The sequence below is a fragment of the Myxococcus guangdongensis genome (genome assembly GCF_024198255.1).
GTDB classification, from domain to species: domain Bacteria; phylum Myxococcota; class Myxococcia; order Myxococcales; family Myxococcaceae; genus Myxococcus; species Myxococcus guangdongensis.
Genome location: NZ_JAJVKW010000005.1, coordinates 500,323 through 524,557, shown reverse-complemented (window position 1 = coordinate 524,557; position 24,235 = coordinate 500,323). Strand labels below are relative to the sequence as shown.

At 70.7% G+C, this 24,235-nt stretch carries 19 protein-coding genes; 16 read left to right on the top strand and 3 right to left on the bottom strand.

Features of this window, described 5'->3' with window-relative positions; all coding sequences use genetic code 11:
* Positions 1–47: 47 nt before the first annotated feature.
* From purM to LXT21_RS18690, 3 genes are read left to right on the top strand one after another with little or no spacing between them, the layout of a single operon-like run.
* A complete protein-coding gene (purM, locus tag LXT21_RS18700; protein ID WP_254039496.1) occupies positions 48–1,085 on the top strand; it encodes a phosphoribosylformylglycinamidine cyclo-ligase in 1,038 nt (345 codons plus the stop codon).
* Entirely contained in the window at positions 1,082–1,747 is a 666-nt protein-coding gene (purN, locus tag LXT21_RS18695; protein WP_254039495.1) for a phosphoribosylglycinamide formyltransferase, read from the top strand. Before purM ends, purN begins: the two co-directional genes overlap by 4 nt.
* A complete protein-coding gene (locus LXT21_RS18690) occupies positions 1,744–2,568 on the top strand; it encodes a 2-thiouracil desulfurase family protein (RefSeq protein ID WP_323394650.1) in 825 nt (274 codons plus the stop codon). The genes purN and LXT21_RS18690 overlap by 4 nt, the downstream gene beginning before the upstream one ends.
* A 494-nt stretch (positions 2,569–3,062) precedes the next feature.
* On the opposite strand, the gene LXT21_RS18685 is transcribed toward LXT21_RS18690, so the two are convergent.
* Positions 3,063–3,536: a MarR family winged helix-turn-helix transcriptional regulator gene (locus LXT21_RS18685; RefSeq protein WP_254039494.1), complete on the bottom strand. Its 474-nt coding sequence runs from the start codon at positions 3,534–3,536 to the stop codon at positions 3,063–3,065.
* Positions 3,537–3,640: 104 nt separating this feature from the next.
* On the opposite strand from LXT21_RS18685, the gene LXT21_RS18680 reads away from it, so the two are divergent.
* Positions 3,641–4,453 carry an alpha/beta fold hydrolase gene (locus tag LXT21_RS18680; RefSeq protein WP_254039493.1) on the top strand — a complete coding sequence of 271 codons (813 nt, stop codon included), beginning with the start codon at positions 3,641–3,643 and terminating at the stop codon, positions 4,451–4,453.
* 4 nt (positions 4,454–4,457) lie between these two features.
* Here LXT21_RS18680 and LXT21_RS18675 read toward each other — a convergent pair whose 3' ends face one another.
* A complete protein-coding gene (locus LXT21_RS18675) occupies positions 4,458–5,537 on the bottom strand; it encodes an enoyl-CoA hydratase/isomerase family protein (RefSeq protein WP_254039492.1) in 1,080 nt (359 codons plus the stop codon).
* 85 nt (positions 5,538–5,622) lie between these two features.
* Between LXT21_RS18675 and LXT21_RS18670 the strand changes: the two genes are divergently transcribed.
* The 6 genes from LXT21_RS18670 to LXT21_RS18645 all read left to right on the top strand — a co-directional run bounded on the left by LXT21_RS18670 (position 5,623) and on the right by LXT21_RS18645 (position 11,579).
* Positions 5,623–6,309, top strand: a complete 687-nt coding sequence (locus tag LXT21_RS18670) for an HAD family hydrolase (RefSeq protein WP_254039491.1) — start codon at positions 5,623–5,625, stop codon at positions 6,307–6,309.
* 85 nt (positions 6,310–6,394) lie between these two features.
* Positions 6,395–7,918, top strand: coding sequence for an NAD(P)-binding protein (locus LXT21_RS18665; protein WP_254039490.1), 1,524 nt, complete (start codon positions 6,395–6,397; stop codon positions 7,916–7,918).
* A gap of 105 nt (positions 7,919–8,023) precedes the next feature.
* Complete coding sequence (rpmB, locus tag LXT21_RS18660; protein ID WP_043403428.1) at positions 8,024–8,215, top strand: 50S ribosomal protein L28; 192 nt, start codon at positions 8,024–8,026, stop codon at positions 8,213–8,215.
* Between the two features lie 16 nt (positions 8,216–8,231).
* Positions 8,232–9,206 (top strand): N-acetylmuramic acid 6-phosphate etherase, encoded by a 975-nt coding sequence (locus tag LXT21_RS18655; RefSeq protein ID WP_254039489.1) that lies wholly within the window; start codon positions 8,232–8,234, stop codon positions 9,204–9,206.
* 10 nt (positions 9,207–9,216) lie between these two features.
* Complete coding sequence (locus LXT21_RS18650) at positions 9,217–10,371, top strand: anhydro-N-acetylmuramic acid kinase (RefSeq protein ID WP_254039488.1); 1,155 nt, start codon at positions 9,217–9,219, stop codon at positions 10,369–10,371.
* On the top strand, positions 10,368–11,579 hold the full coding sequence (locus LXT21_RS18645; protein ID WP_254039487.1) for a GTP-binding protein: 1,212 nt from the start codon (positions 10,368–10,370) through the stop codon (positions 11,577–11,579). The genes LXT21_RS18650 and LXT21_RS18645 overlap by 4 nt, the downstream gene beginning before the upstream one ends.
* A gap of 22 nt (positions 11,580–11,601) precedes the next feature.
* Here the strand turns inward: LXT21_RS18645 and LXT21_RS18640 are convergent, their stop codons facing one another.
* A complete protein-coding gene (locus tag LXT21_RS18640; protein WP_254039486.1) occupies positions 11,602–12,687 on the bottom strand; it encodes a DUF4388 domain-containing protein in 1,086 nt (361 codons plus the stop codon).
* A gap of 32 nt (positions 12,688–12,719) precedes the next feature.
* On the opposite strand from LXT21_RS18640, the gene LXT21_RS18635 reads away from it, so the two are divergent.
* The 6 genes from LXT21_RS18635 to LXT21_RS18610 all read left to right on the top strand — a co-directional run bounded on the left by LXT21_RS18635 (position 12,720) and on the right by LXT21_RS18610 (position 24,223).
* The gene (locus LXT21_RS18635) at positions 12,720–13,655 is read left to right on the top strand and encodes an alkaline phosphatase family protein (RefSeq protein ID WP_254039485.1); all 936 of its coding nucleotides are present in this window, start codon (positions 12,720–12,722) and stop codon (positions 13,653–13,655) included.
* A 20-nt stretch (positions 13,656–13,675) separates the two neighbouring features.
* Positions 13,676–14,602 (top strand): hypothetical protein, encoded by a 927-nt coding sequence (locus tag LXT21_RS18630; protein ID WP_254039484.1) that lies wholly within the window; start codon positions 13,676–13,678, stop codon positions 14,600–14,602.
* Positions 14,603–14,747: 145 nt separating this feature from the next.
* Positions 14,748–16,607: a hybrid sensor histidine kinase/response regulator gene (locus tag LXT21_RS18625; protein WP_254039483.1), complete on the top strand. Its 1,860-nt coding sequence runs from the start codon at positions 14,748–14,750 to the stop codon at positions 16,605–16,607.
* 225 nt (positions 16,608–16,832) lie between these two features.
* A complete protein-coding gene (locus LXT21_RS18620; protein WP_254039482.1) occupies positions 16,833–18,011 on the top strand; it encodes an MdtA/MuxA family multidrug efflux RND transporter periplasmic adaptor subunit in 1,179 nt (392 codons plus the stop codon).
* Positions 18,012–21,122 (top strand): multidrug efflux RND transporter permease subunit, encoded by a 3,111-nt coding sequence (locus tag LXT21_RS18615; protein ID WP_254039481.1) that lies wholly within the window; start codon positions 18,012–18,014, stop codon positions 21,120–21,122.
* Complete coding sequence (locus tag LXT21_RS18610; RefSeq protein ID WP_254039480.1) at positions 21,119–24,223, top strand: multidrug efflux RND transporter permease subunit; 3,105 nt, start codon at positions 21,119–21,121, stop codon at positions 24,221–24,223. The genes LXT21_RS18615 and LXT21_RS18610 overlap by 4 nt, the downstream gene beginning before the upstream one ends.
* Positions 24,224–24,235: the final 12 nt, after the last annotated feature.

Genomic DNA, 24,235 nt, shown 5'->3' with positions numbered 1-24,235 from the left:
TTCCGGAGCCCGAGACAACGGACTCCGGGGTCGATAGAAGGCCGCCCGTGGGAACGACCTACAAAGACTCCGGAGTGGACATCGAGGCCGGCGACGCGTTTGTCGACCGAATCAAGCCCTACGCCGCGCGCACGATGCGTCCGGAGGTCGTCGCGGGAGTCGGCGGCTTCGGGGGGTTGTTCGCGCTGCCGCCCGGCAAGTACCGCGAGCCGGTGCTGGTGGCGGGCACGGACGGGGTGGGCACCAAGCTGAAGGTGGCCTTCACCGCGGGCCGGCACGGCACGGTGGGCATCGACCTGGTGGCCATGTCGGTGAACGACATCCTCACCTGCGGCGCGGAGCCGCTCTTCTTCCTGGACTACTTCGCCACGGGCCGCCTGGAGGTGGACGCGGCGGCGGAGGTGGTGAAGGGCATCGCCCAGGGCTGCGAGCAGGCCGGGTGCACGCTGCTCGGCGGCGAGACGGCGGAGATGCCGGGCTTCTACGCGCGGGGTGAGTACGACCTGGCGGGCTTCTGCGTCGGGGTGGTGGAGCGCTCGGCCATCATCGACGGCAAGAGCGTCAAGCCGGGGGACGCGCTCATCGGGTTGACGTCGTCGGGGCTGCACAGCAACGGCTACTCGCTGGCGCGCAAGGTGCTGCTGGAGAACGCGAAGCTCGCGCTGGACGCGACGCCCGAGGGGCTGGGGCGGACGTTGGGCGACGCGCTGCTGGAGCCCACGCGCATCTACGTGAAGGACGCGCTGGCGCTGACGCAGGCGGTGAAGGTGAATGGCATGGCGCACATCACCGGGAGCGGAATCCCCGGCAACCTGCCCCGGTGCCTGCCGGACGGGACGCGCGCGGTGCTGAGCGAGAAGTCCTGGGTGAAGCCGCCCATCTTCGACCTCATCGCGAAGCTGGGGAGCGTGGCGCGCGACGAGATGTTCAGCACGTTCAACATGGGCCTGGGCCTCATCGTCGTGGTGGCGAAGGAGGACGTGGCGCAGGCGCTCGAGGTGCTGAGGGCGCGGGGCGTGGAGGCGTCCGAGGTGGGCCGCGTGGAGGCGGGCTCGGGCGAGGCCACGGCGGTCATCGAGCCATGAGCGCGGCGCGGGTCCGGCTGGGCGTGCTCGTCAGCGGCGGCGGGAGCAACCTGCAGGCGTTGCTCGACGCGTGCGCGCGCGAGGACTTCCCGGCCGAGGTGGCCTGCGTGGTGTCGAACGTGCCCACGGCGTATGCGCTGGAGCGGGCGCGGGCCGCGGGCGTGCCCGCGGTGGTCGTGGACCACAAGGCGCATGCGAGCAAGGCCGCGTTCGAGGCGGCGATTCTCGAGGCGCTGGGCACCGCGGGGGTGCAGTGGGTGTGTCTGGCGGGGTTCATGCGGCTGCTCAGCGCGGACTTCCTGGGGCGGTTCGCCGGGAAGGTGCTGAACGTCCACCCTTCCCTGCTGCCGTCGTTCCCGGGGCTGCATGCGCAGCGGCAGGCGCTGGAGCGCGGGGTGAAGGTGGCCGGGTGCACGGTGCACTTCGTGGACGCGGGCACGGACACGGGGCCCATCATCGGACAGGCGGCGGTGCCGGTGCTGTCGGACGATGACGAGAAGAGCCTGAGCGCGCGCATCCTCGTCGAGGAGCATCGGCTGTATCCGTTGGCTGTGCGGCTCGCGGTGACCGGACAGGTGACGCTGGATGGCGTGAGGACGCGCGTGACGGCGGCGCCGAGCACGGGTGAGCTGGCCCTGCGCAGCCCCGGGGCGACGACGTGACACGCGAGGACGCGCGGGCCGGTACGAGCCTCGCATCCTCGGTGGACAGTGACGCCGAGGGTCCGGCGGACGAAGGTGGAATCACGCAGTCGAGTCGCTCGCGCGCCACTCCGGAGGCAAGGTCGGCTTCGGACGCCAGGCTGACGGCCAAGGGTGGCGACGGAGCCACCCATCCGCGCCAGTCGGCCTCCGAGCACTTGAAGCCCACCGATACGGACGCTCGGGCAGCGAGCCCCACCGAGGGCGACGCCATTCCGCCAGGGCACGCCTCAGTGCCGCGTTCGAGCACGACCGCGTCACCCTCGGCAGCCGCGGGCTGTCACGCACGGGGGCGAGAGGTACCGCCACAGGAAGCGCGCCGCGCCGCCCTTCGCGAAGCCCCCGTGGTGCTGGTGAGCGCGTGCCTCCTGGGCGAAGCGTGCCGCTATGACGGACGCTCGCAGCGCTCGGAGCGAGTGCTCGCGGCCCTCGAGGGAAAGGCGGTCGTGCCGATCTGCCCCGAGGTCGCCTCCGGGCTGCCCGTTCCTCGCCCTCCGGTCGACCTGCGCGGCGGCACGGGCGTCGACGTCTGGGCGGGGCAGGCTCGCGCGCTGGAGCGCGAAGCACGCACGGACCGCACCGAGGACTTCCAGCGTGGAGCCCTCCTCGCGCTCGATGCCGCGCAACGCTTCGACGTGACGGTCGCGCTGCTCAAGGAGAAGAGCCCCTCCTGCGGGAGCCAGCGCGTCTACGAGTCCGGAGTGCTGCGCTCGGGCGAAGGCATCACCACCGCCCTGCTGCGCTCCAAGGACATCACCGTCGTCAGCGACGAAGAGCTGTAGCCAGCAACGTCCGGAGCACCCGGCGCCTCGGCCCGCGAGGCGGCCTCTACCGAAGCCCGACGACGTGTCCTCGCCCCGACGGCCGAGGCGCGCTCGCCAGCAACGTCCGGAGCACCCGGCGCATCGGCCCACGAGGCGGCCTCTACCGAAGCCCGGCGACGTGCCCTCACCTCGACGGACGAGGCGCGCTCGCCAGCAACGTCGGCGAACTCCAACGCCATGCTCACTCGGCGCAATCCCCGACGCCGACAACGAGGCCCTGTCCTTCGCCGCCCCAGGCCTCACGACTCCACGACGCCGTGCTCACTCGGCGCAATCCCCAACGCCGACAACGAGGCCCTGTCCTTCGCCGCCCCCGGGCCTCACGACTCCACGACGCCGTGCTCACTCGGCGCAATCCCCGACGCCAACAACGAGGCCCTGTCCTTCGCCGCCCCCGGGCCTCGCGGCTCCACCTCAAGAGTGACGACGCCGCCCCGACAAAGGCACGCGCTTCAGTCCCGCGCCTTCAGCACCTCGAACAGTCGGGTCAAGAGCCCGTGCAGCTCCCGGGTCTCCTCCGCGCCCAGGCGCTTCGCCACCCGCCGATCGATCTCCACCAGCTTCGTCGTCCCGTGCCGCATGGCCGCGATGCCCTTCTCCGTCAAGACGACCCGCCGCGCACGGGCGTCATCGGGGTCCGGTTCAATCCGCACCGCGCCGAACTCCGCGAGCTCCGCGATGACCGGCTGCACCGCCTGCTTCGTCACGCCCAGGCTGCGCGCGAGCTCCGTGATGCGCACGCCGTCCGGATTCTCCAGGTACGGGAGGATGCGCGCGTGGACCTCTCGCATCATCGGGTAGCCGGCCTCGGAGTTGACCGCCTGCATCCCCAACTCGTTGAACAACTGCCCACACCGGATGAGCACGTAACCCAGGCTGCTGGCCTGAAGCTTCTTCACATCCTCGAGCGCGTCCTTCCTCTTCATCCAGTCAAGTCTACTTGACTTTATTGGTCAAGAACCATTGACTATCCTCCATGCAAGTTCCCGCCTGGGTCGACCGAGAGGCTTTTCCCTTCAACGTGCGTGAGGTGGCTGGACTGTCAGTGGTGGACGAGGGCCAGGGGCCGCCCATCGTCTTCGTGCATGGAACCCCCACCTGGTCCTTCGAGTGGCGTGCGCTCATCCGCGCCTTCTCCGCCACGCACCGCTGCATCGCGGTGGACCACCTGGGCTTCGGCCTGTCGCCCCGGCCACCGGACGCGGACTACTCGCCCGAGGCCCACGCGCGCCGCTTCGCCGCGGTCATCGAGGCGCTGAACCTGCCCCCCTTCACCCTGGTGGCCCACGACTTCGGCGGCCCCATCTCGCTCGACTACGCGCTCTCCCATCCGGAGCGCATCGAGCGCGTGGTGCTCCTCAACACCATCGCCTGGCCCTTCGTCGACGAGCCCTCGCTCGCCAGGGCCGCGCGCATGGCGGGCGGCGGGCTCTTCCGCTGGCTGTACCGGAAGGTGAACCTCTCGTTCCTCATCGCGAAGTCGGCCTGGGGCAAGGGGCCGCGCCCCGAGAAGATGTGGAACCAGTACACCTTCATGTTCCCCGACGCGGACTCGCGCGAGCGCGTGCTGTGGGCCCTCGCCAAGAGCCTCGCGGGGTCCACGCCCTTCTTCCAGTCCCTCTGGGACCGGCGTGAGCGGTTCGCGAAGACCCCCGTCCACTTCATCTGGGGCCTGCGCGACGCCGCCTTCCCTCCGGTGGTCCTCGAACGGTTCCGGAAGGCCTGGCCTCACGCCACCGTGGACACGCTCCCCGACGCGGGCCACTGGCCCCACGAGGAGGCACCCGAGGCCTGCGTCGACTTCGTGAAGCAGGCCCTGAAGAGCCCCTCCAGCACACGCTGAGCGCTCAGCTGCGCGACAGCACCAGCTCATCCCCATCCGGGGACACGAAGCACGCCTCCACGTCCGCATCGGAGACGTCGCCCAGCGTTCCCGGGTGCCAGCGCGGCTTGTTGTCCTTGTCCACCAGCACCGCGCGGATGCCCTCGCGGAAGTCGGCCCGCGCCGTCATCGACTGGCTCAGCCGGTACTCCACCGACAGCATCTCGTCGTAGTCGCGCGTGCGACCCATGCGCAGTTGGCGCAGCGTCACCTTCAGGCTCATGGGGCACATGCGCACCAGCGTGGCCCACGTCTCCTGCGCCCACGCCGTCCCTTCTGCCTCCAGCGCCTGCTGGATGTCCTCCACCCGCTCGGCCGCGAAGCACCGGTCCATCCCCACGTGCTGCGTGGCCAGCACCGACGTCCCCGCGTCCGCGTGGAACTCCTTCAGCAGCCGCTCCACCACCGCGCTCGACAGGCCCTCGCCCCACTCGGCGCCCACCAGCGCCTCCAGCACCGTCTCCAGTCGCGCCGACTCCACGAAGTGAGTCCCGTAGCCGAGCCACATCGCGTCCGCCGCGCTGCACCGCGCGCCCGTCAGGCCCAGGTACGTCCCCGACTCGCCCGGGAAGCGCGGCAGGAACCAGCCTCCGCCCACGTCCGGGAACAGGCCAATCCCCGTCTCCGGCATCGCCAGCACCAGCTTCTCGGTGACGACGCGGTATGCCCCGTGGATGGACAGGCCCAGCCCGCCGCCCATGCAGATGCCGTCCACGAGCGAGATGTACGGCTTGCCGAAGTGGTGGATGAGGTGGTTCAGCGCGTACTCGGCGCGGAAGAACTCCCGCGACAGGCGCTCCGCGTCGGCAGGCCGGGGCTCCGCCATCGAGGCCGCCACGGCGCGCACGTCCCCTCCCGCGCAGAAGGCCCGCCCGCCCGCCCCCCGGACGACCACGGCCTTCACCGCGGGGTCCGCACGCCAGGCCTCCAACTGGGGCAGCAGCCGCCGGCACATCTCCAGATTCAACGCATGGAGCGCCTTGGGCCGGTCCAACGTCACCACCCCCACCGCGCCTCGCATCTCTGTCCGCACGCCGTCGCTCATGTGAGGCCCGAATATCAGTCCTCCAAAGCAGGCGCGCACGATTCGGCCGCCTCCACCCCTCCGGCCGCGCTATGGGTGGGAAACCATGACACCCTCCGACGCGCCCCTCCGAGCCGCCGTCTTCGACATGGACGGCACCCTCGTCGACAACATGGTGTTCCACAACCAGGCGTGGGTGGCGCTCGCGCGCAAGCTCGGCCTGTCGCTCACCGCCGACGACTTCCAGACGCGCTTCGCGGGCCGGAAGAACGAAGAAATCCTCCCCGAGCTCCTCGGCCGCGCCCTGGACCCGGAGGAGCTCCAGCGCCTGGCCGACGAGAAGGAGGGCCACTACCGCACCCTGTATCGGCCCCACCTGCGGCTGCACCGCGGCGCGGAGGCCCTCCTCGCCCGGCTGCGCGCGGCCGGCATCCCCATGGCCATCGCCACCGCCGCGCCGGAGGGCAACCGCGAGCTGGTCATCGACGGCCTGGGCCTGCGCCCCGTCTTCCAGCGCATCGTCGGCGCCGAGGAGGTCTCCCGGGGCAAGCCCTTCCCGGACATCTTCCTGGCCGCCGCGCGCGGGCTAGGCGTGGACCCCTCCGAGTGCCTCGCCTTCGAGGACGCCATCCTCGGCGTCATGTCCGCCAGGGACGCGGGCATGCCGGTGGTGGGCCTCACCACCACCACCACGGCCCTCCAATTGCGCCAGGCCGGCGCCCAGTGGACGCTCCCAGACTTCACCACCTTCCCGCCCGAGTTGGAGGCCCGCCTCTTCGGCGCGGGCGCCTGAGGGCCCGGGGCCCCGAGCACCCCGCCCTCTTCCTCTCGTCAAAAGGGAGCCAGCCGGGAGGACGTTGTGTAGTGTTGCGCGCCGCATGACGTCCGCAGCCAAACTCAAGCTTCCCTCGGGCCCGTCGCGGCACGTGTACGACGTCATCGTGCTGGGCAGCCAGCTCGGTGGCGCGCTCGCCGCGGCGCTGTTGGCCAAGCGCAGCCACCGCGTCCTCTGGGTCGAGCACGACGGCATGGGGCCCGGCTACGAGCACGGCGGCTACGTGCTCCCCTACGCGCCCTTCGTCGCGCCCCCGCTCAAGGCCATGCCCGCCGTGGAGGAGGCGCTCACCGAGCTGGGCCTCACCACCACCGTACAGCGCGCGCTGCGGCCCCACTCGCCCGAGCTCCAGCTGGTCCTGCCCAGGAACCGCATGGACCTGCACGCCGACGCCGCCCGGCGCAAGGCCGAGGTGACGCGCGAGCTGGGTGACGAGGGCGAGGCGCTCCTGGGCGCGCTGTCCGGCACCACCGCCCAGCACGAGGCGAGCGACGCCTTCTTCAAGGCCCAGCCCGCCCTGCCCCCGGACGGGTTCTTCGAGGGCTGGGGACTCAAGAAGCTCATCAAGGCCCACCCCGGCCTGGAGAGCGCGCCCCGGCTCGCCTCGGACGCCCCCGCGGCCGCGTTGATCCGCGGGCTGCGCCCCTTCATCAACCATCTGGACAAGCCCGAGTCGCCCCTGGCGCTCACCCGGCCCCTGTCCCAGGTGCTGTCGGCCCCGTCCTCGTTCCAGGGCGGCCACGACGGCCTGCGCGAGCTGCTCACGCGCCGGCTCGCGGAGCTGGGCGGGGACGTGCTCGGCCGCGACAGCCCCACGGGCTTCATCGTCGACGAGATGTCCTTCGACGGCAGCAAGTTCGCGGGCGTCAAGCTGGTGCGCTCGGACACGCTCTACCGCGCCTCCTGCCTCGTCGCCGCCACCGACTCTGGCGCCCTGCGCAGGCTGGTGACGGACAAGAAGCACCACCGCGGCCTGCTCGAGCACCTGGACCAGTCCACCACGAAGTCGCTGCTCTTCACCGTCAACTGGGTGGTGCCCGAGTCGGCGCTCCCCCGGGGCATGGGAGAGCTGACGCTGGTGGACACGCAGGACGCGGAGCTGGGCCCCATGCTGCTGCAGCTCCACCCGGCGCGCACCACCGCCTCGGGAGGCAAGGAGGGCAAGGACGTGGAGGGCGTGCGCGTGGTGTGCGCCGGCGTCTTCGTCCCCGCGTCCGCGCGGGAGCTGGGCGACGAGCACCTGCAGGGGCTGGCCGTGCGCATCGACGGGCAGCTCGACGCGCTGATGCCCTTCACCGCGTCCCACCGCCTGCTGCGCTCGGTCCCCTACCTGGACGCCAGCGGCTCCCGAGGGACGCGGCTGATGCCCCACCCCCTCTACAGCTTCGAGTCACAGGCCTTCCTGGGCGTCACCGGGTTGAACCAGCGCACGCCCGTGAAGAACCTGCTGCTCGCGGGCCGCGAGGTGCTTCCGGGCCTGGGCCTGGAGGGCGAGCTGCTCGCGGGCGTACGCGCCGCGCGGCTGGTTCAGGACATGTTGAAGAAGAAGGATCCGCTCAAGGGCTGATCCAAAACGGCTGAAAGGCTGGATTTCCAAGCGGCTTTCTGGCAGGTTCCGCCGCTCTTTTAATGGCAGGCGTCCAACGCCCCAGTTTTCAAGGAGTTAGAGGTCATGGCGTGGAAGTGTGACATCTGTGGCAAGCGTCCGCTCGTCGGCAACAACGTCAGCCACGCGAACAACAAGACCAAGAAGCGGACCCTCCCGAACCTCCAGAAGATTCGGGCCAGCGTCGAGGGTCGCACGGAGCGCGTTCTGGCCTGCACCCGCTGCATCAAAGCGGGCAAGGTGACCAAGGCAGCTTGAAGTCGGGCGCTCGGGGGTGGGTTCCTCTCGCGCTTCATTCACGAAACTCCCTCCCACCGAGCGGCTTCACCCCCGCGCGGACGGCCTCGATCTGCTTTCTCTCGGGTCGGTCGTCCGCCGGTTACATGACGAGGACGTTGTCGCCGTCCGTGCGGTTCGCCCCGCGCTACCCGCTGTCGCCCGAGCCGCGACAGCCGTGGTGGCTGCGTTGCGGGCGGGCGGGCGGCTCCTCTACATCGGCGCTGGCACGAGTGGACGTCTCGGCGTCCTCGACGCCAGTGAGTGTCCTCCGACCTTTGGCAGCGCCCCCACCCAGGTCCAGGCCCGCATCGCGGGTGGACGCCGGGCGATGACGCATGCCGTGGAGGGCGCCGAGGACGACGTCGAGGCAGGCGCCCGGGACGTGGCCGACTTCGCCGCGAGCCCCCGGGACGTCGTCTGCGGCATCTCCGCGAGCGCCTCCACCCCGTATGTCCGCGCCGCGCTGCGTGAGGCGAAGCAGCGAGGCGCCCACACGGTGCTGGTGTGCTGCAACCCGCCCGGAGCCCGCGCGGACGTGGACACGCTGGTGCTGGCGCGCACGGGGCCGGAGCTGGTGGCGGGCTCCACGCGGCTGAAGGCTGGCACGGCGACGAAGCTCATCCTGAATGCCATCACCACCGCGGCCTTCGTGGCGCTGGGCCGGGTGTACCGGGGCCGGATGGTGGGCATGCGCCCCGTCAACGCGAAGCTGCGGGCCCGCGCCGCGCGCATGGTGGCCGAGCTGACCGGACTGCCCGGCGAGGACGCCGAGGCGCTGCTCGCGAAGGCCGGGGGCGAGGTGCGGGTCGCGGTGGCCATGGCCTTCACCGGTCTGGGCGCCCGGGAAGCCCGGAAGCGTCTGGAGGAGAACGGCTTGCGCGCGCTCGGCCGGCCGGGACGTAAGGGCGCGCACGCATCGGCCGCCCACCCGCCCGCTCCACGAAAGCGGCGTGTGGGGACCGGGACTTAGACTTGGAGGCATGCGCCTCCCTCCTCCTCTCTCCGATTCCGAGCGACCGCGCCTGTGCATCGGGCTGTTGTCCGGCACCAGCGCGGACGCGGTGGAGGCCGCGCTGTGCGAAGTGACTGGCACGGGCGGCGGCGCGCGGCTGCGGCTGTTGTCCCACGTCTCGGCGCCCTTCCCTCCGGACGTGGTGGCGCGGATGCTGGGCCCCCAGGACGCACACTCGCTCAGCCGGCTCGACTTCGAGCTGGGGGAGTACTTCGCCCGCGCCGCGCTCCAGGTGATGGAGCAGGCGGGCGTGGCGCGCTCGGACGTGGCCGCCATCGGCTCCCACGGCCAGACGATGGCCCACCATCCCCCGGGCACCACCGACGTGCCCTCCACCCTGCAGATCGGCGAGTCGTCCGTCATCGCCGAGCTCACGGGGCTGCCCGTCATCAGCGACTTCCGCACCCGGGACGTGGCCGCCGGGGGCCACGGCGCGCCGCTGGTGCCCTACTTCGACTGGGTGGCCTTCCGAGGACTCCAGGCCCCTCGCGCGCTCCAGAACCTGGGCGGCATCGCCAACGTGTCCGTCGTCGGGCCGCTCCTCGACGACACCTTCGCGTTCGACACCGGCCCCGGCAACATGGTGCTGGACGGCCTGGCCCGGCGCGCGACGCACAACCGGCTGGCGTGCGACCTGGACGGGACGCTGTCCGCGGAGGGCCGGGTGATTCCGGAGCTGCTCGAGGAGCTGCTCGCCGACGCCTTCCTCGCCCAGCCTCCCCCGAAAAGCACGGGCCGGGAGCGCTACGGAGACGCACTCGTGGAGCGACTCTGGGCGAGACACCCGGACCGGGCGAATGACTTGCTGGCCACCGCGTTGGAGCTCACCGTGGAGAGCACCGCGAGAGCGTACGAAACCTGGGTTTTTCCCCGAGCGCCGGACCTGGAGGCGATGTACGTCTCAGGGGGCGGCACACGGAATCCCCGATTGATGGGGCGACTCGAAGCGCGACTGGCTCCCCTCCCCGTGCGCCGGCTTGATAGCCTTGGATTTCCAGAAGGCGCGAAGGAAGCGGCCTTGTTCGCCCTGCTGGCCGCCGAGTACCTCGTGGGAACCCCCGCGAATGTCCCGTCCGCAACTGGCGCGAAGCGTCGAGTCGTTCTAGGAAAGCTGACACCGTGAGCAGCGTGAACCTGATGGCCCGCGAGGTGGCCGCCAAAATCGTCTTCTACGGACCGGGTTTGTCCGGGAAGACGACCTCGCTGCGGAAAATCTACGAAACCGTCCGGCCCGCGCATCGAGGCGAGATGATGTCCATCGCCACCGAAGGCGACCGGACCCTCTTCTTCGACTTCCTCCCCGTGAAGGTGGAGCGCGTCGGGGACTGCTCGGTGCGGCTGGCGCTGTACACCGTGCCCGGCCAGGTCTTCTACAACGCGACGCGGAAGCTGGTGCTCCAGGGCGCCGACGGCGTCGTCTTCGTGGCGGACTCGCAGCCGGAGGCCATGGACGCCAACCGCGAGTCGCTGGCGAACCTGGAGGAGAACCTCTTCGAGCACGGCATCCGGTTGGACCGCTTCCCACTGGTGATGCAGTGGAACAAGCGCGACCTGGACCACGTGCTGACCGTGGAGCAGCTGCGCCAGGAGCTCAACCCGCGCGGCGTGCCCGACTTCGAGACCGCGGCCACCAACGGCCGGGGCGTGCTCGACACGCTCAAGGCGATCACACGGCTGGTCATCAAGGATTTGCGCGCCAAGCGCATCGTCCCGCCGCCCCGCCCCGTGGCGCCCGCCGGTGTGCAGCCCGCGGGCCTGGAGGCCCAGCTCGCCCAGCACCTGCAGCACCGCCAGCCCCCGGCCGCGCCCCCCGTGGCGATGTCCGGCGGCCATGCGCCCGCGATGGCGGTGGTGCCCAACACGCCCGTGCCCCATCGGCCGTCGGGCTCGTTCCCCGCGATTGCGCCTCCGCCCCGCGTGGAGCCGGTGACGCCGCCGCCGGTGACACCGCCGCCCGTGGCGCCCGCCGTCCTGGCCCCCGCCGTGGTGGCCCAGTCCGCGGGGCCCAAGCTGCTGGGCGCCGCGAGCGCGCTGGCACCGGGTGACCTCTTCGACCACGCGCGCGCCGCCGAGGCCGCGTTCATGGCGGGCAACTACTCCACCTGCGTCACCGCGTGCACGGACGCCATCCGGCGCGCGCTGGCGTACGCGGGCGAGGGCACGCTGTCGCAGCAGGCGTTCCTGTTGCGCATGGACGGCGCGGACCTGCTGCGCGTGCAGGGCCTCTCCACCCAGTCGCACCTGCGCGTGGACGACGCGGCCTTCGCGCTCTACGTGCTGATGCAGTCCTTCGCGCGGCTCAACGCGGTGGGCCTGCCCGCGTCGGAGTAGGCCCGGCCCCGCCGCCCCTCCCTCAGCGAGGGGCGGTGAGCTGGAGCAGCCCCATCCGGAGCAGCTTCGCCAGCGTCTTGAGCGTCTCCAGCTCCCGCGAGGGGCTGGCCAGGACGATGGTGGACACGTCCCACGTCCCGCTCACGAGGCCCGCGATCTGCCGCTCCTCGGGCTTGAGCAGCGCCATGCCCTGCGGGTCGTGCACGACGACGGGAATCAGGAGCGGCGGCATGTCCGAGTAGAGCGCGGCCACGTGCTCGCGCTGCACCAGCCGGGCGAACTCGCGCACGCGCCGGTCCGCGGGGTCGCTCGCGAGCAGCGACGCGCAGACGATGCCCGCCGCGTCGTACTGCCCCTCGCGCATCAGCACCGCGCCCTTCTCCAGCATCTCCGCCACCGGGTCCGCCTCCACCTGCGGCGCGCCCTCCACCTCCACCAGCTTCGAGCGGAGCAGCTCGTACACCCGCCGCGTCACCGACGAGCGCGACACGCCCATCGACAGGCGCAGCCGCCCCAGGTTCTGCGGCGTGGCGCACAGCCCCAGGATGATTCTGTGCATCAGCGGCTGGCTCGGGCTCGGCGGCGCCAGCGCGCGCACGCTGAGCGCGTCGATGGGCAGCGCCTTGTCCACGTCCGGCTGCTCATCCACCCAACGCAAGGACTCGAAGAGCAGCTCGCGGATGCCCATGTCCGACGGCACCCAGTCCTCGCCCGAGCGGTCCGCGTCCTCCGTCCAGTGGAACGTGCCGCGCCCGGCGATCGTCAAATCCGTCATCGCCGCGAAGAGCTCCTCGCGGCCCAGGTCGCGTATCCACCGCGACTGGATGCCGTGCACATCGAAGGCGGCGTCCACGTCCGGCGTGCGCGACAGCTCATCGAAGGCGGCGAGCACCTTGGTGCCCGAGGCCAGCTTCGCCAGCGCGAGCAGCCGGGCCACGCGGCCACGGAGCCCCTCGGAGGCGGTGGCCCCCACCTGACCGGAGAGCAGGAAGAGCTTCCGCTCGCCGGCCTCCCAGGAGAGCTGGAGCGTGCCCGTCTTGCGGGAGCTGTCCAACCATTGAAGGAACTCGGGAAGCGGGTAGCTGAAGAGGTCGCCGTGGAGGGCCATGCGGTATGCGTTCGAGGATACAGTCACGAGCCGTGCGCGTCGCGCTCCTCTTCATCGATGGCGTGGGCATCGGCCGGAAGGACCCGGCCATCAACCCGCTCGCCCACCGCGAGCACCTGCTTTCCCGCTTCCAGGACGCCCCGAGCCCCGCGCTGCCCGACGGCGGCCTGTGTATCCCGGTGGACACGACCTTCGGTGTGTCCGGTCGGCCCCAGTCCGCTTCCAATCAGACGGCCATCCTCACCGGAGAGCCCGCCCCCGCGCTCCTCGGCCAGCACGTTCTGGGCTACCCCAACGCGGCCCTGCGCGCGCTGCTCGCCGAGCGCTCCATCGTCAAGCGCCTGCGCGCCGCCGGCCGCGAGGCCACGTTCGCCACCGCCTACCCCGCCGCGTACCTGGACGCGCTCGGTGTCCCCCGGCGCCCCACCACCTCGCCTCCGGAGTTCACCCCGCCCCCCGAGGCCCGCCGCCGCATGAAGCCCTCCGCCGCCAAGCTGGCCTTCGCCGCGGGCGACGTGCCGCTGCGCACGCTGGAGGACGCACGCGCCGCGGACGGCATCACGCCCGACATCACCGGCGCCCACGCGCGCGCCTTCGGGCTGCCCGCGCCCGAGCGCACGCCCGAGGAGGCCGCGGACATCTTCTGGCGCGTGGCGATGGGCGCGGACTTCACCTACTTCGAGCACTACCTCGCGGACGAGGCCGGGCACGCCCAGGACTTCACCGCCGCCCACGCCGCGCTGGACACCTTCGACGCCTTCCTGCGCGCGGTGCTCGCCACGCGCCCCGCCGACGCGCGGCTCATGGTGTGCAGCGACCATGGCAACGTGGAGGACCTGTCCACGCGCGGACACACGCTTCACCCCGTCCCCGTGCTCTACTTCGGGCCTCCGTCGCCGGAGGTGGAGGCGCTCTCCACCGTCGCCGACGTGGGACGCACCGTGATGCGCTGGCTCGCAGTGGAGTGACGCTCGTGACGAGGGGATGGATGGACGGACAGGGACGCGCGGGCCTCCTCGTCGTGGGGGCGGCCCTCATGGCCATGCTCGCAGGCTGTCAGGCTCCACGCCGCAGCACGGTGGACATCTCCCCGGCCGTCCCTGCCGGCGCCCTCGCGAAGACCACGGCCCTGCCCACCTCCAGCGGCGCGCGCATCACCCTGGAGTTCCAGCCGCGCGACACCGCCGCCGCGGACCAGGTGCGGCTGGCCGTCGAGCGCGCCCTGCCCCGGATGGCGCGCTGGGGCAGCTTCGATGACTCGGTCTCCATCATCATCCACCCCAACCACGCCGCCCTCGAGCGCGCCGCCAACCGCCCCAACCACGACTTCCTCAGGGCCTGGGCCCGCTACGAACAGATAGAGCTCCAGAGCCCGCGCACGTGGACGCTCATGGGCGCCAGCCAATCCCAGGTGGACGAGCTGCTCTTGCACGAGCTCACCCACAGCCTGATGTACCAGGTGGCCTCGGACCGGATGGGCTGGACGCGCAAGCGCATCCCCCTGTGGTTCCGCGAGGGCATGGCCTCGTACACCGCCGAGCAGGGCTACCGCACCGCGTCCCTCGAGGACCTGGCCCGCTACTACGGCCTGCATCCCCAGGCGGACCCGCTGGCCCAGGCGGACTCGCTCTACCGACGCGAGAGCGACATCGTCTACAGCGCCGCCCACCACGCCTTCACCTTCCTGGTCCGCCGCTACGGCGAGCCCGTGGCCCGGGGCGTCCTGCGCGTCATGAGCCAGGGCCCCGACTTCCCAGAGGCCTTCGCCCAGGCCGTGGGCCTGTCCCAGGAGGCCTTCCTCCGGGACTTCCGCCGCTACGTCCAATGGCGTGGCTTCAAGGGCGGCCGCCTGCTGCGCCCCCACTCCTTCCCCACTCCCGACCACCTCACCGTCCCTCCACCTCCCTCGCTCTGAGCCCCGCACACCACCTTTCGCCGGGTTGAAGTTTTCAAAACTGCACACTGGATGCAGAGAACAAACCAGTGGCATTATTCCGGCGCGACTGAAATCCACGTCACGGGTTGGGGAAGCCCGTGCGGGGAGAGTGGAGGGGGTATCGATGACGGAGCCGCCGCGGAACAGCCCGGAGCTGTCCGCCGATGCAGCGGACTCGAGGACCTTGCTGGAGCGACTCCAGCGGTCCGCCGACGTCCTGGAGAACCTCAGCGGAACACAGGCCCCGGAGCTGTCCGAGGGCACGTCCGCGGCGTTGCGGCAGGAGGCCGCGTCGCTGCGGCGCATGCGTGGGGAGCTGGGGCTCTTGCTCAAGAGCTGGTCGCTGCTCACGGACACGTCCCAGAAGCTGCTCAACCTGCCTCCGGACGAGCTGGAGTCGGGCGTGCGCGCGGCGTTGGAGGTGTTGGGGCGGAACATCGACGCGCAGCGCGGCTACGTCACGCTGCTGTCGGATGACGGCGAGCACCTGTCGGAGGCGTACGAGTGGTTCTCGCCCGGCATGCGGGCCCATGGGCTGGCGCAGCACCGCGGGCGCTCGCTGGTGAGCTTCCCCTGGTCGCTCGATGAGCTGCGCGCGGGGCGCATGGTGACGGTGACGGACGCGGGGCGGCTGCCGCCCGAGGCCGCCGAGGAGCGGCGCGTCTGCGCGTTTCTGGGCGTGCGCTCGTACATCACCGCGCCGCTGCTGCTCGCCGGGAGGCTGCTCGGGTGGATGGCCTTCGACTCGGTGGACGCCGCGCGCGAGTGGACGCCCGAGGAGCGGCACCTGATGCGACTGACGGCCCACGTGGTGGTCAGCGCGGTGGACCGCAAGCGTCGGGACGCGCAGCTGTTGCAGGAGAAGGAGCGCGAGCAGCGCGCGCAGTCGCTGGGCATCCTCGCGGCGGGGCTGGCGCACGAAATCAACAACCCGCTGGCGTACGCGACGGGCAACCTGGAGTACCTGCGCGAGCGGCTGCCCGACGTGAGCGAGCCGACGGACGCGGAGTGCCTCCAGGTGCTGGACGAGGCGCTGGAGGGCACGCTGCGAATCCAACGCATCGTCGCGGACCTCAAGGCCCTGTCCTCCACGCACGTGGAGGCCACGGAGCCGGTGGACCTCAAGGCCGTCACCGAGAGCACGCTGAGGATGGCGGCCAACCAGCTCCGCCACCGCGCGCAGGTGGTGCGAGACTATGGCGAGGATGTGCCTCGGGTCCGTGGCACGTCGACGAAGCTGGGCCAGGTGCTGCTCAACCTGGTGCTCAACGCGACGCACGCCATCCCCGAGGGCCACGTCTCCGAGAACCGAATCACCGTGAGCCTGCACGCCGGGTCCAACGAGGTGCGGCTGTCGGTCTCCGACACGGGCTGCGGCATTGCGCCGGAGGTCCTGCCGCGCATCTTCGACCCCCTCTTCACCACGCGCCGCGCGGGTGAGGGCATGGGCATGGGGCTGGCCATCTGCCGCGACATCGTCACGGCGCTGGGAGGCCGCATCGACGTGCGCAGCGAGCCCGGGCGAGGCACCACGGTGGAGGTCACCCTGCCGCGCGCCGAAGCCCCCCTACCGCTCGCGCCGAGCCTCCAGACCCTCGCCCGCTCCGAGGGCCGGCGCGTGCTGGTGGTGGACGACGAGCCGCGCGTGCTGGACCTGATGCGGCGGCTCTTGCGCGGCCATGAGCTGGTCACCGTGCCGGATGGACGCGCGGCCCTGGCGCGACTGAGGGGCGACAGCGCCTTCGACGTCATCCTGTGTGACTTGATGATGCCGGAGCTGACGGGCGTGGACGTGTACCAGGCCGTCCGCGACACCTGGCCGGGGCTGCACGAGCGCATCGTCTTCATCAGCGGTGGGGCCTTCACGCCGGAGACGAAGCGCTTCCTGCAGGAGGTGAAGAACCCCGTGCTCGCCAAGCCCTTCGATGCCCGACACCTGCGCGACGCGGTGATGGCCGTTCCCCTGCCGACGACGCGGGGCTGAGCCGCGCACGGCCAGGTGTCGGCCATGGACAGAGCCCCGGCCCCACCGGGGTGATTGAAGACGCCCGGGCCCGTATCCACCCTGGGGGCCCCAGCAGGACGCGGCCTCTCCCATGGGCTTCGGCACGGGCGTATGGACACGAGTTCTGCCTCCGAACATCCTCCCGCGGGAGCGGAGGGCACACAGCCCTCCCCTCCGCCCAGGCGCCGCCGCTGGCCCTGGCTCGTGTTGGCCCTGGCCGTGCTCGTCGGTGCCGCCGTCTTCCAGGTCCGGCGACGCGGTGACGCGGCCGCGGGACACCTGGCGGGCCCACACGGCGCGGACGCGGGGCAGGACCGAGCCCAGCAGGTGGTCCCCGACACGGCCCGGGCTCGCGACGTGCCGGTCTTCATCGCCGGCCTGGGCGCGGTGACGCCCACCCACTCCGTCACGGTGCGCACCCGGGTCGACGGCCAGCTGATGCGGCTGGCCTTCAAGGAGGGCCAGCTCGTCGACGAGGGAGACGTGCTGGCGGAGATAGACCCCCGTCCGTTCCAGGTCCAGCTCGAGCAGGCCCAGGGCCAGCTGCTCCGCGACCGGGCCCTGCTCACGAACGCCCGTCTGGACCTCCAGCGCTACCGCACCCTCTTCGCCCAGGACTCCGTGGCGAAGCAGACACTCGACACGCAGGCGGCGCTCGTCCGGCAATACGAGGGCATCGTGAAGACGGACGAGGGCGCGGTGGCCTCCGCGGAGCTCAACCTCACGTACTCACGCATCACCTCGCCGGTCGCCGGACGCGTGGGCCTGCGACAGGTCGACCCCGGCAACATCGTGCACGCGGCCGACTCCACGGGCATCGTCATCGTCAACAGCCTGCGGCCCATCACGGTCATCTTCTCCGTGCCGGAGGACCGCGTGCCGGACATCCTCGCCAGACTGGAGGCCCACCAGACGCTCCCGGTGGACGCGTATGACCGCGGCGACCAGCGCCTGCTCGCGCGAGGAACGCTGGCCACCGTCGACAATCAAATCGACCCGACGACGGGCACCGCCCGCCTGCGCGCGGACTTCCCCAACCACGACTTCAAGCTCTTCCCCCAACAGTTCGTCAACGCGCGGCTGCGCATCGACGTGCTCCGCGACGCGACCGTCGTCGCCACCGCGGCCATCCAGCACGGCGTGCAGGGCCCCTTCGTCTACGTCCTCCAGCCAGATGACACCGTCCGGGTCCAGCCCGTGTCGCTCGGCCCCACGGACGCCGACGACACCGTGGTGACCCGCGGCGTGAGCGTGGGCGAGCGGGTGGTGGTGGAGGGAGCCGACAAGCTCACCGACGGCGCGCACGTCCGGGTCCAGGCGCACGCGGCGCCGGGCCTCGGGGTGGGCGGGAGCGGCCAGGGCGGGACGGACGGCGGTCGCTAGATGTCCCATCCCTTCATCCTGCGCCCCATCGCGACGTCGCTGCTGATGTTGGCGCTGCTGCTCGCCGGGGTGCTGGCCTACCGGCTGCTGCCCGTGGCCGCGCTCCCGGAGGTCAACTACCCCACCATCCAGGTGATGACGTTCTACCCGGGCGCCAGCCCGGACGTGATGGCCTCCGCCATCACCGCGCCGCTGGAGCGCCAGTTCGGGCAGATGCCCGGCCTGGACCAGATGACCTCCTCGAGCTCCGAGGGCGCGTCCGTCATCACCCTCCAGTTCACGCTCGCGATGAGCCTGGACATCGCCGAGCAGCAGGTCCAGGCCGCCATCAACGCCGCCACCAACCTGCTGCCCACCGACCTGCCGAACCCGCCGGTCTACAGCAAGGTGAACCCCGCGGACACGCCGGTCATCACGCTGGCCCTCACCTCGCGGGTGATGCCACTGCCCCAGGTCGAGGACCTCGCCGACACCCGGCTCGCCCAGCGAATCTCCCAGCTGCCCGGTGTCGGGCTGGTGAGCATCAGCGGCGGCCAGCGGCCCGCGGTGCGCATCCAGGTCAACACCACCGCGCTGTCCGCCCAGGGGCTGACGCTGGAGGACGTGCGCACCGTGGTGGCCGCCGCGAACGTGAACACCCCGAAGGGCAGCTTCAACGGACCGCGACAGGCGTACACCCTCAACGCCAATGACCAGCTGCTGACCAGCGCGGACTATGCGCCGCTCATTCTCGCGTACCGCAACTCGGCCCCCGTGCGCCTGTCCGACGTGGCGCGCGTCTTCGATGGCGCGGAGAACGTGCGGCAGGCCGCCTGGATGAACCAGGTCCCCGCGGTGATTCTCAACGTGCAGCGGCAGCCGGGCGCCAACGTGATTGCCGTGGTGGACAGCGTGAAGCAGCTGCTGCCGCGGCTCCAGGCGACGCTGCCCGCGACGGTGAAGGTCGCGGTGTTGACCGACCGGACCACGACCATCCGCGCCTCGGTCAGGGACGTCCAGTGGGACCTGGGGTTCTCCATCGGGCTCGTCGTGCTGGTCATCTTCCTGTTCCTGCGCAACCTCCCGGCCACCTTCATCCCGAGCGCCGCGGTGCCGCTGTCGCTCGTGGGCACCTTCGGGGCCATGTACCTGCTGGGCTTCTCGCTGAACAACCTCACGTTGATGGCGCTCACCATCGCCACCGGCTTCGTCGTCGACGACGCCATCGTGATGATCGAGAACATCACCCGCTACATCGAAGGGGGCACGCCGCCCATGGAGGCGGCCCTGAAGGGCTCCCGGCAGATTGGCTTCACCATCCTGTCGCTGACCGTCTCGTTGATCGCCGTGCTCATCCCCCTGCTCTTCATGGGGGACGTCGTCGGGCGGCTGTTCCGGGAGTTCGCCATCACGTTGGCGGTGACCATCCTGCTGTCGGCCGTCATCTCGCTCACCTTCACGCCCATGTTGTGCTCACGGCTGCTCTCGCACCGCGCTCCGGGCCGGGAGAGCCGCTTCGAGCGGGTGATGGGGGGCGGCTTCCAGCGGGTGGTGGACCGCTACGACGTCGCGCTGAGCTGGGTGCTGGACCACCGGGGGCTGACGCTGCTGCTGGCGCTGTCCACCGTGCTGCTCACCGCGCTGCTGCTGTGGACCATCCCGAAGGGCTTCTTCCCGGTCCAGGACACCGGTGTGCTCCAGGGCATCTCCGACGCGCCCCCGTCCATCTCCTTCCCCACCATGTCCGAGCGGCAGCAGGCGCTGGCGGAGGTCGTCCTCCAGGACCCGGCCGTGGAGAGCCTTTCGTCCTTCATCGGCATCGACGGGACGAACACCACGCTGAACAGCGGGAGGATGCTCATCAACCTCAAGCCGATGGGCGCACGGGACGTCACCGCCGCCCAGGTCATCCGCCGCTTGCAGCCACGGCTGGCCGAGGTCTCCGGCATCAGCCTCTTCCTGTCCCCGGTGCAGGACCTGACCATCGACACCCGGGTGAGTCGCACGCAGTACCAGTACAGCCTCGGCTCACCGGACGCGGCGGAGGTGTCGCTGTGGACGCGGCGACTCGTCGACCACTTGAAGCAGCAGCCCGAGCTGGGCGAGGTGTCGAGCGACCTCCAGGAGGGCGGACTGAGGATGAACCTCCACCTGGACCGCGACACCGCCGCGCGCCTGGGCATCACCACGCAGCAGTTCGACGACGCGCTCTACGACGCCTTCGGACAGCGTCAGATTTCGACCATCTTCACCCAGTCGAACCAGTACCGCGTCGTGCTGGAGGCCGCGCCACGGCTGCAGCGCGCCTCGCTCGCGCTGGACACGCTCTACCTCCAGTCCGCCACGGGAGGCCCCGTCCCCCTGGGGGCCTTCACCCGGGTGTCCCAGGGCGTGGGTCCGCTCATCATCCACCGCCAGGGCCAGTTCCCGGTCGCCGTGGTCTCCTTCAATCCGGCGCCCGGCACCTCCCTGTCGGAGACGGTGCGCGTCTTCGCCCAGGCGAAGCAGGCGCTCGGGATACCCGCCTCGGTGCAGACCGCGTTCGAGGGCACGGCGAAGACGTTCGAGGACTCGCTCGCGAACGAGGGCTTCCTCGTGCTCGCCGCCATCGTCGTCGTCTACATCGTGCTGGGGGTGCTGTACGAATCGTACATCCACCCCATCACCATCCTCTCCACGCTCCCGTCGGCGGGGATGGGGGCCCTGCTCGCGCTGCTGCTGTGCGGCATCGACCTGGGGATGATCGCCATCATCGGCATCATCCTGCTCATCGGCATCGTGATGAAGAACGCCATCATGATGATCGACTTCGCGCTGGAGGCCGAGCGCACGCGCCACCGGAGCGCGCGCGAAGCCATCCATGAAGCCTGCCTGCTGCGCCTGCGCCCCATCCTGATGACGACGATGGCGTCGATGCTGGGCGCGGTGCCGCTCGCCTTCGGCGGCGGGATGGGGTCCGAGCTGCGTCAACCGCTCGGCATCGCCATCATCGGCGGGTTGGCCGTCAGCCAGGTGCTGACGCTCTTCACCACCCCCGTCATCTACCTGGGCTTCGACAGCCTCTCGCGCGGGGCCTCCCGCTGGTTCTCCTGGCACACCGCGCCACGCGCGCCGACGAGGCAGACGCGGTGAACCTGTCCGAGCCCTTCATCCGTCGCCCCATCGCCACGTCCCTGCTGGGCGTGGGCATCGCGCTGCTGGGGGCGCTCTCGTTCAAGCTGCTGCCGGTCGCCCCACTGCCCCAGGTGGAGTTCCCCACCATCTCCGTGCAGGCGCAGCTGCCCGGCGCCAGTCCTCGAATCATGGCCACGTCGGTGGCCACCCCGCTGGAGCGCCAGCTGGGCCGCATCGCCGGCATCACCCAGATGACCTCGGCCAGCAACCTGGGCTCGACGAGCATCGTCGTGCAGTTCGACCTGTCGCGAGACATCGACGGGGCGGCGCGCGACGTCCAGGCGGCCATCAACGCCGCGCGGGGCAACCTCCCCGCGAACCTGCCGAACAACCCGAGCTACCGGAAGGTGAACCCCGCGGACGCGCCCATCGTCCTGCTCGCGTTGACGTCGGAGACCTTCACTCGAGGGCAGATGTACGACTTCGCCTCCACGCGGCTGCAGCAGAAGCTGTCGCAGGTGAGCGGCGTCGGGCAGGTGATTGTCGGCGGAGGGGCGCTGCCGGCCGTGCGCGTCGAGGTGAACCCGACGGTGCTCAACCAGAACGGGCTGGGGCTCGAAGCGGTCCGGACCGCGCTCGCCGCGCAGAACGCGAACCGGCCCAAGGGACAGTTCGACGAGGGGGCCCTCACCTATTCCCTCCAGACGAACGACCAGCTCTTCACCGCGGAGCAGTACCGCGCCGTCATCATCGCCTACCGGAATGGCGCGCCGGTGCGGGTCCAGGACGTGGCGGACGTCACCGACGACAACGTCGAGGACGTCCACAGCCTGGGCCTGGCCCGTGGCAAGCAGGCGGTGCTCCTGGTCGTCTTCAAGGAGCCAGGGGCGAACGTCATCGACACGGTGGATGGCATTCGCCAGATGTTGCCGACCCTCCAGGCGCAGATGCCGGCGGGCATCGACATGACGGTGACGATGGACCGCACGACGACCATCCGCGCCTCGCTCCATGACGTGGAGTTCACCCTGCTGCTGGCCATCGCCCTGGTGATTCTCGTCGTGTACGCGTTCCTCGGCAGCGTTCGCGCCACCCTGATTCCGAGCGTGGCGGTGCCGCTGTCGCTGCTCGGCACCTTCGCGGTGATGTACCTGCTGGGCTACAGCCTGGACAACCTGTCGATGATGGCGCTGACCATCTCCACGGGCTTCGTCGTCGACGACGCCATCGTCGTGCTGGAGGACATCGAGCGGCACGTCGAGGAAGGGATTCCCCCCTGGGAGGCGGCGCTGCGAGGCGCGCGCGAGGTCGGCTTCACCGTCATGTCGATGAGCCTCTCGCTCATCGCCGTGTTCATCCCCCTCCTGTTGATGGAGGGCATCGTCGGCCGACTGTTCCGCGAGTTCGCCGTCACCCTGTCGGTGGCCATCCTCGTGTCGTTGCTGGTGTCCCTGACCGTGACGCCCGTCATGTGCGCCTGGCTGCTGCGAGCACGTGCGCCCCGGACGAAGCCGCGCTCGCGCTTCCACCCGCGGCTGTTCGAGCGGCTGCGCGACGGCTACGCCAGGAGCCTCGACTGGGCGCTACGACATCCCGGGCTGTTGCTGCTCGTGCTGTTCGCGGCCATCGCGCTGAACGTGACGCTGTTCATCGCCGTGCCGAAGGGCTTCTTCCCGCAGCAGGACACGGGCCGGCTGAGCGGGAGCGTCCAGGCGGAGCAGGACATCTCCTTCGACGCGATGGCCCGGAAGTTCACCGCGTACGCGAAGATCATCGGCGAGGACCCCGCGGTGGAGGCCGTGTCGGGGACGCTGGGCGGCACGAGCGGCTCCACCAACTCCGGCTCATTCTTCGTGACACTCAAGCCGCTGGAGGTGCGCAAGACGAACGCGGACGCCATCATCCGCCGGCTTCGCGGAAGGTTGGCGGCGGTGCCGGGAGCATCCGTGTTCATGCAGTCCGCGCAGGACCTGGTGATAGGCGGGCGGCAAGGCGGGGCGCAGTACCAGTACACGCTCTCCGCCGACAGCCTGGACGTCCTCAGGCAGTGGGGCCCTCGGGTGATGGCGCGGCTGCAGCAGCTCCCCGGCGTCGTCGACGTCAACACCGACCAGCGGGACCGGGGCCTGCAGACCTTCGTCACGGTAGACCACGACACGGCCCGTCGCTTCGGCATCACCCCCGCGCAGATCGACACCGTGCTCTACGACGCGTTCGGCCAGCGGCAGGTGTCGACGATGTACACCCCCAGCAACCAGTACCACGTGGTCATGGTCGTCCAGGAGCGCTTCTGGCGGCGCCCGGAGAGCCTGAACGACATCTACGTCCCCTCCGCGAACGGCAAGCAGGTGCCGCTCGCGGTGTTCTCGAGGTTCGCCGCGTCCGACACGCTGCTCTCCGTGAATCACCAGGGACAGTTTCCCTCGGTGACGCTGTCCTTCAACCTCCAGCCGGGGACCTCGCTGGGCACGGTGGTGACGCAGATCGAAGCGGCCGTCCAACAACTGGGGCTGCCAGCCGGCGTGCACGGCGACTTCAGCGGCACGGCGCAGGCGTTCCAGGCCTCACTCGCCTCCGAGCCGATGTTGATCGCCGCCGCCCTGCTCGCCGTCTACATCGTGCTGGGAATCCTCTACGAGAGCACCATCCACCCCATCACCATCCTCTCGACCCTGCCGTCGGCGGGCGTGGGGGCGCTGCTCGCGCTCCTGCTCTTCCGGCTGGAGCTCTCCATCATCGCGTTGATCGGCATCATCCTCCTGATTGGCATCGTCAAGAAGAACGCCATCATGATGATCGACTTCGCGCTGGCGGCGGAGCGCGAGGAAGGGCTGGGCCCGCGCGAGTCCATCTACCGCGCGGCGCGACTGCGCTTCCGGCCCATCCTGATGACGACGATGGCCGCGCTGCTCGGGGCGCTGCCCCTGGCGCTGGGAACGGGCGTCGGCTCCGAGCTGCGCAGGCCCCTGGGGGTCGCCATCGTCGGGGGCCTGTGCGTCAGCCAGGTCCTGACGCTCTACACCACGCCGGTCATCTACCTGACGTTGGACCGCTTCGGACACTGGGCCCGACGACAGCGCGGCCGGCGCGCCCCCCTCGTCACTCCGAAGGCTCCGTGATTCGGGAGAGCA

Excerpts from the sequence above, each read along its gene's own strand:
- purN (WP_254039495.1), top strand. The coding sequence starts at position 1,082 with ATGAGCGCGGCGCGGGTCCGGCTGGGCGTGCTCGTCAGCGGCGGCGGG.
- LXT21_RS18685 (WP_254039494.1), bottom strand. The coding sequence starts at position 3,536 with ATGAAGAGGAAGGACGCGCTCGAGGATGTGAAGAAGCTTCAGGCCAGC.
- LXT21_RS18675 (WP_254039492.1), bottom strand. The coding sequence starts at position 5,537 with ATGAGCGACGGCGTGCGGACAGAGATGCGAGGCGCGGTGGGGGTGGTG.
- LXT21_RS18670 (WP_254039491.1), top strand. The coding sequence starts at position 5,623 with ATGACACCCTCCGACGCGCCCCTCCGAGCCGCCGTCTTCGACATGGAC.
- LXT21_RS18665 (WP_254039490.1), top strand. The coding sequence starts at position 6,395 with ATGACGTCCGCAGCCAAACTCAAGCTTCCCTCGGGCCCGTCGCGGCAC.
- rpmB (WP_043403428.1), top strand. The coding sequence starts at position 8,024 with ATGGCGTGGAAGTGTGACATCTGTGGCAAGCGTCCGCTCGTCGGCAAC.
- LXT21_RS18650 (WP_254039488.1), top strand. The coding sequence starts at position 9,217 with ATGCGCCTCCCTCCTCCTCTCTCCGATTCCGAGCGACCGCGCCTGTGC.
- LXT21_RS18640 (WP_254039486.1), bottom strand. The coding sequence starts at position 12,687 with ATGGCCCTCCACGGCGACCTCTTCAGCTACCCGCTTCCCGAGTTCCTT.
- LXT21_RS18630 (WP_254039484.1), top strand. The coding sequence starts at position 13,676 with ATGGACGGACAGGGACGCGCGGGCCTCCTCGTCGTGGGGGCGGCCCTC.
- LXT21_RS18625 (WP_254039483.1), top strand. The coding sequence starts at position 14,748 with ATGACGGAGCCGCCGCGGAACAGCCCGGAGCTGTCCGCCGATGCAGCG.
- LXT21_RS18615 (WP_254039481.1), top strand. The coding sequence starts at position 18,012 with ATGTCCCATCCCTTCATCCTGCGCCCCATCGCGACGTCGCTGCTGATG.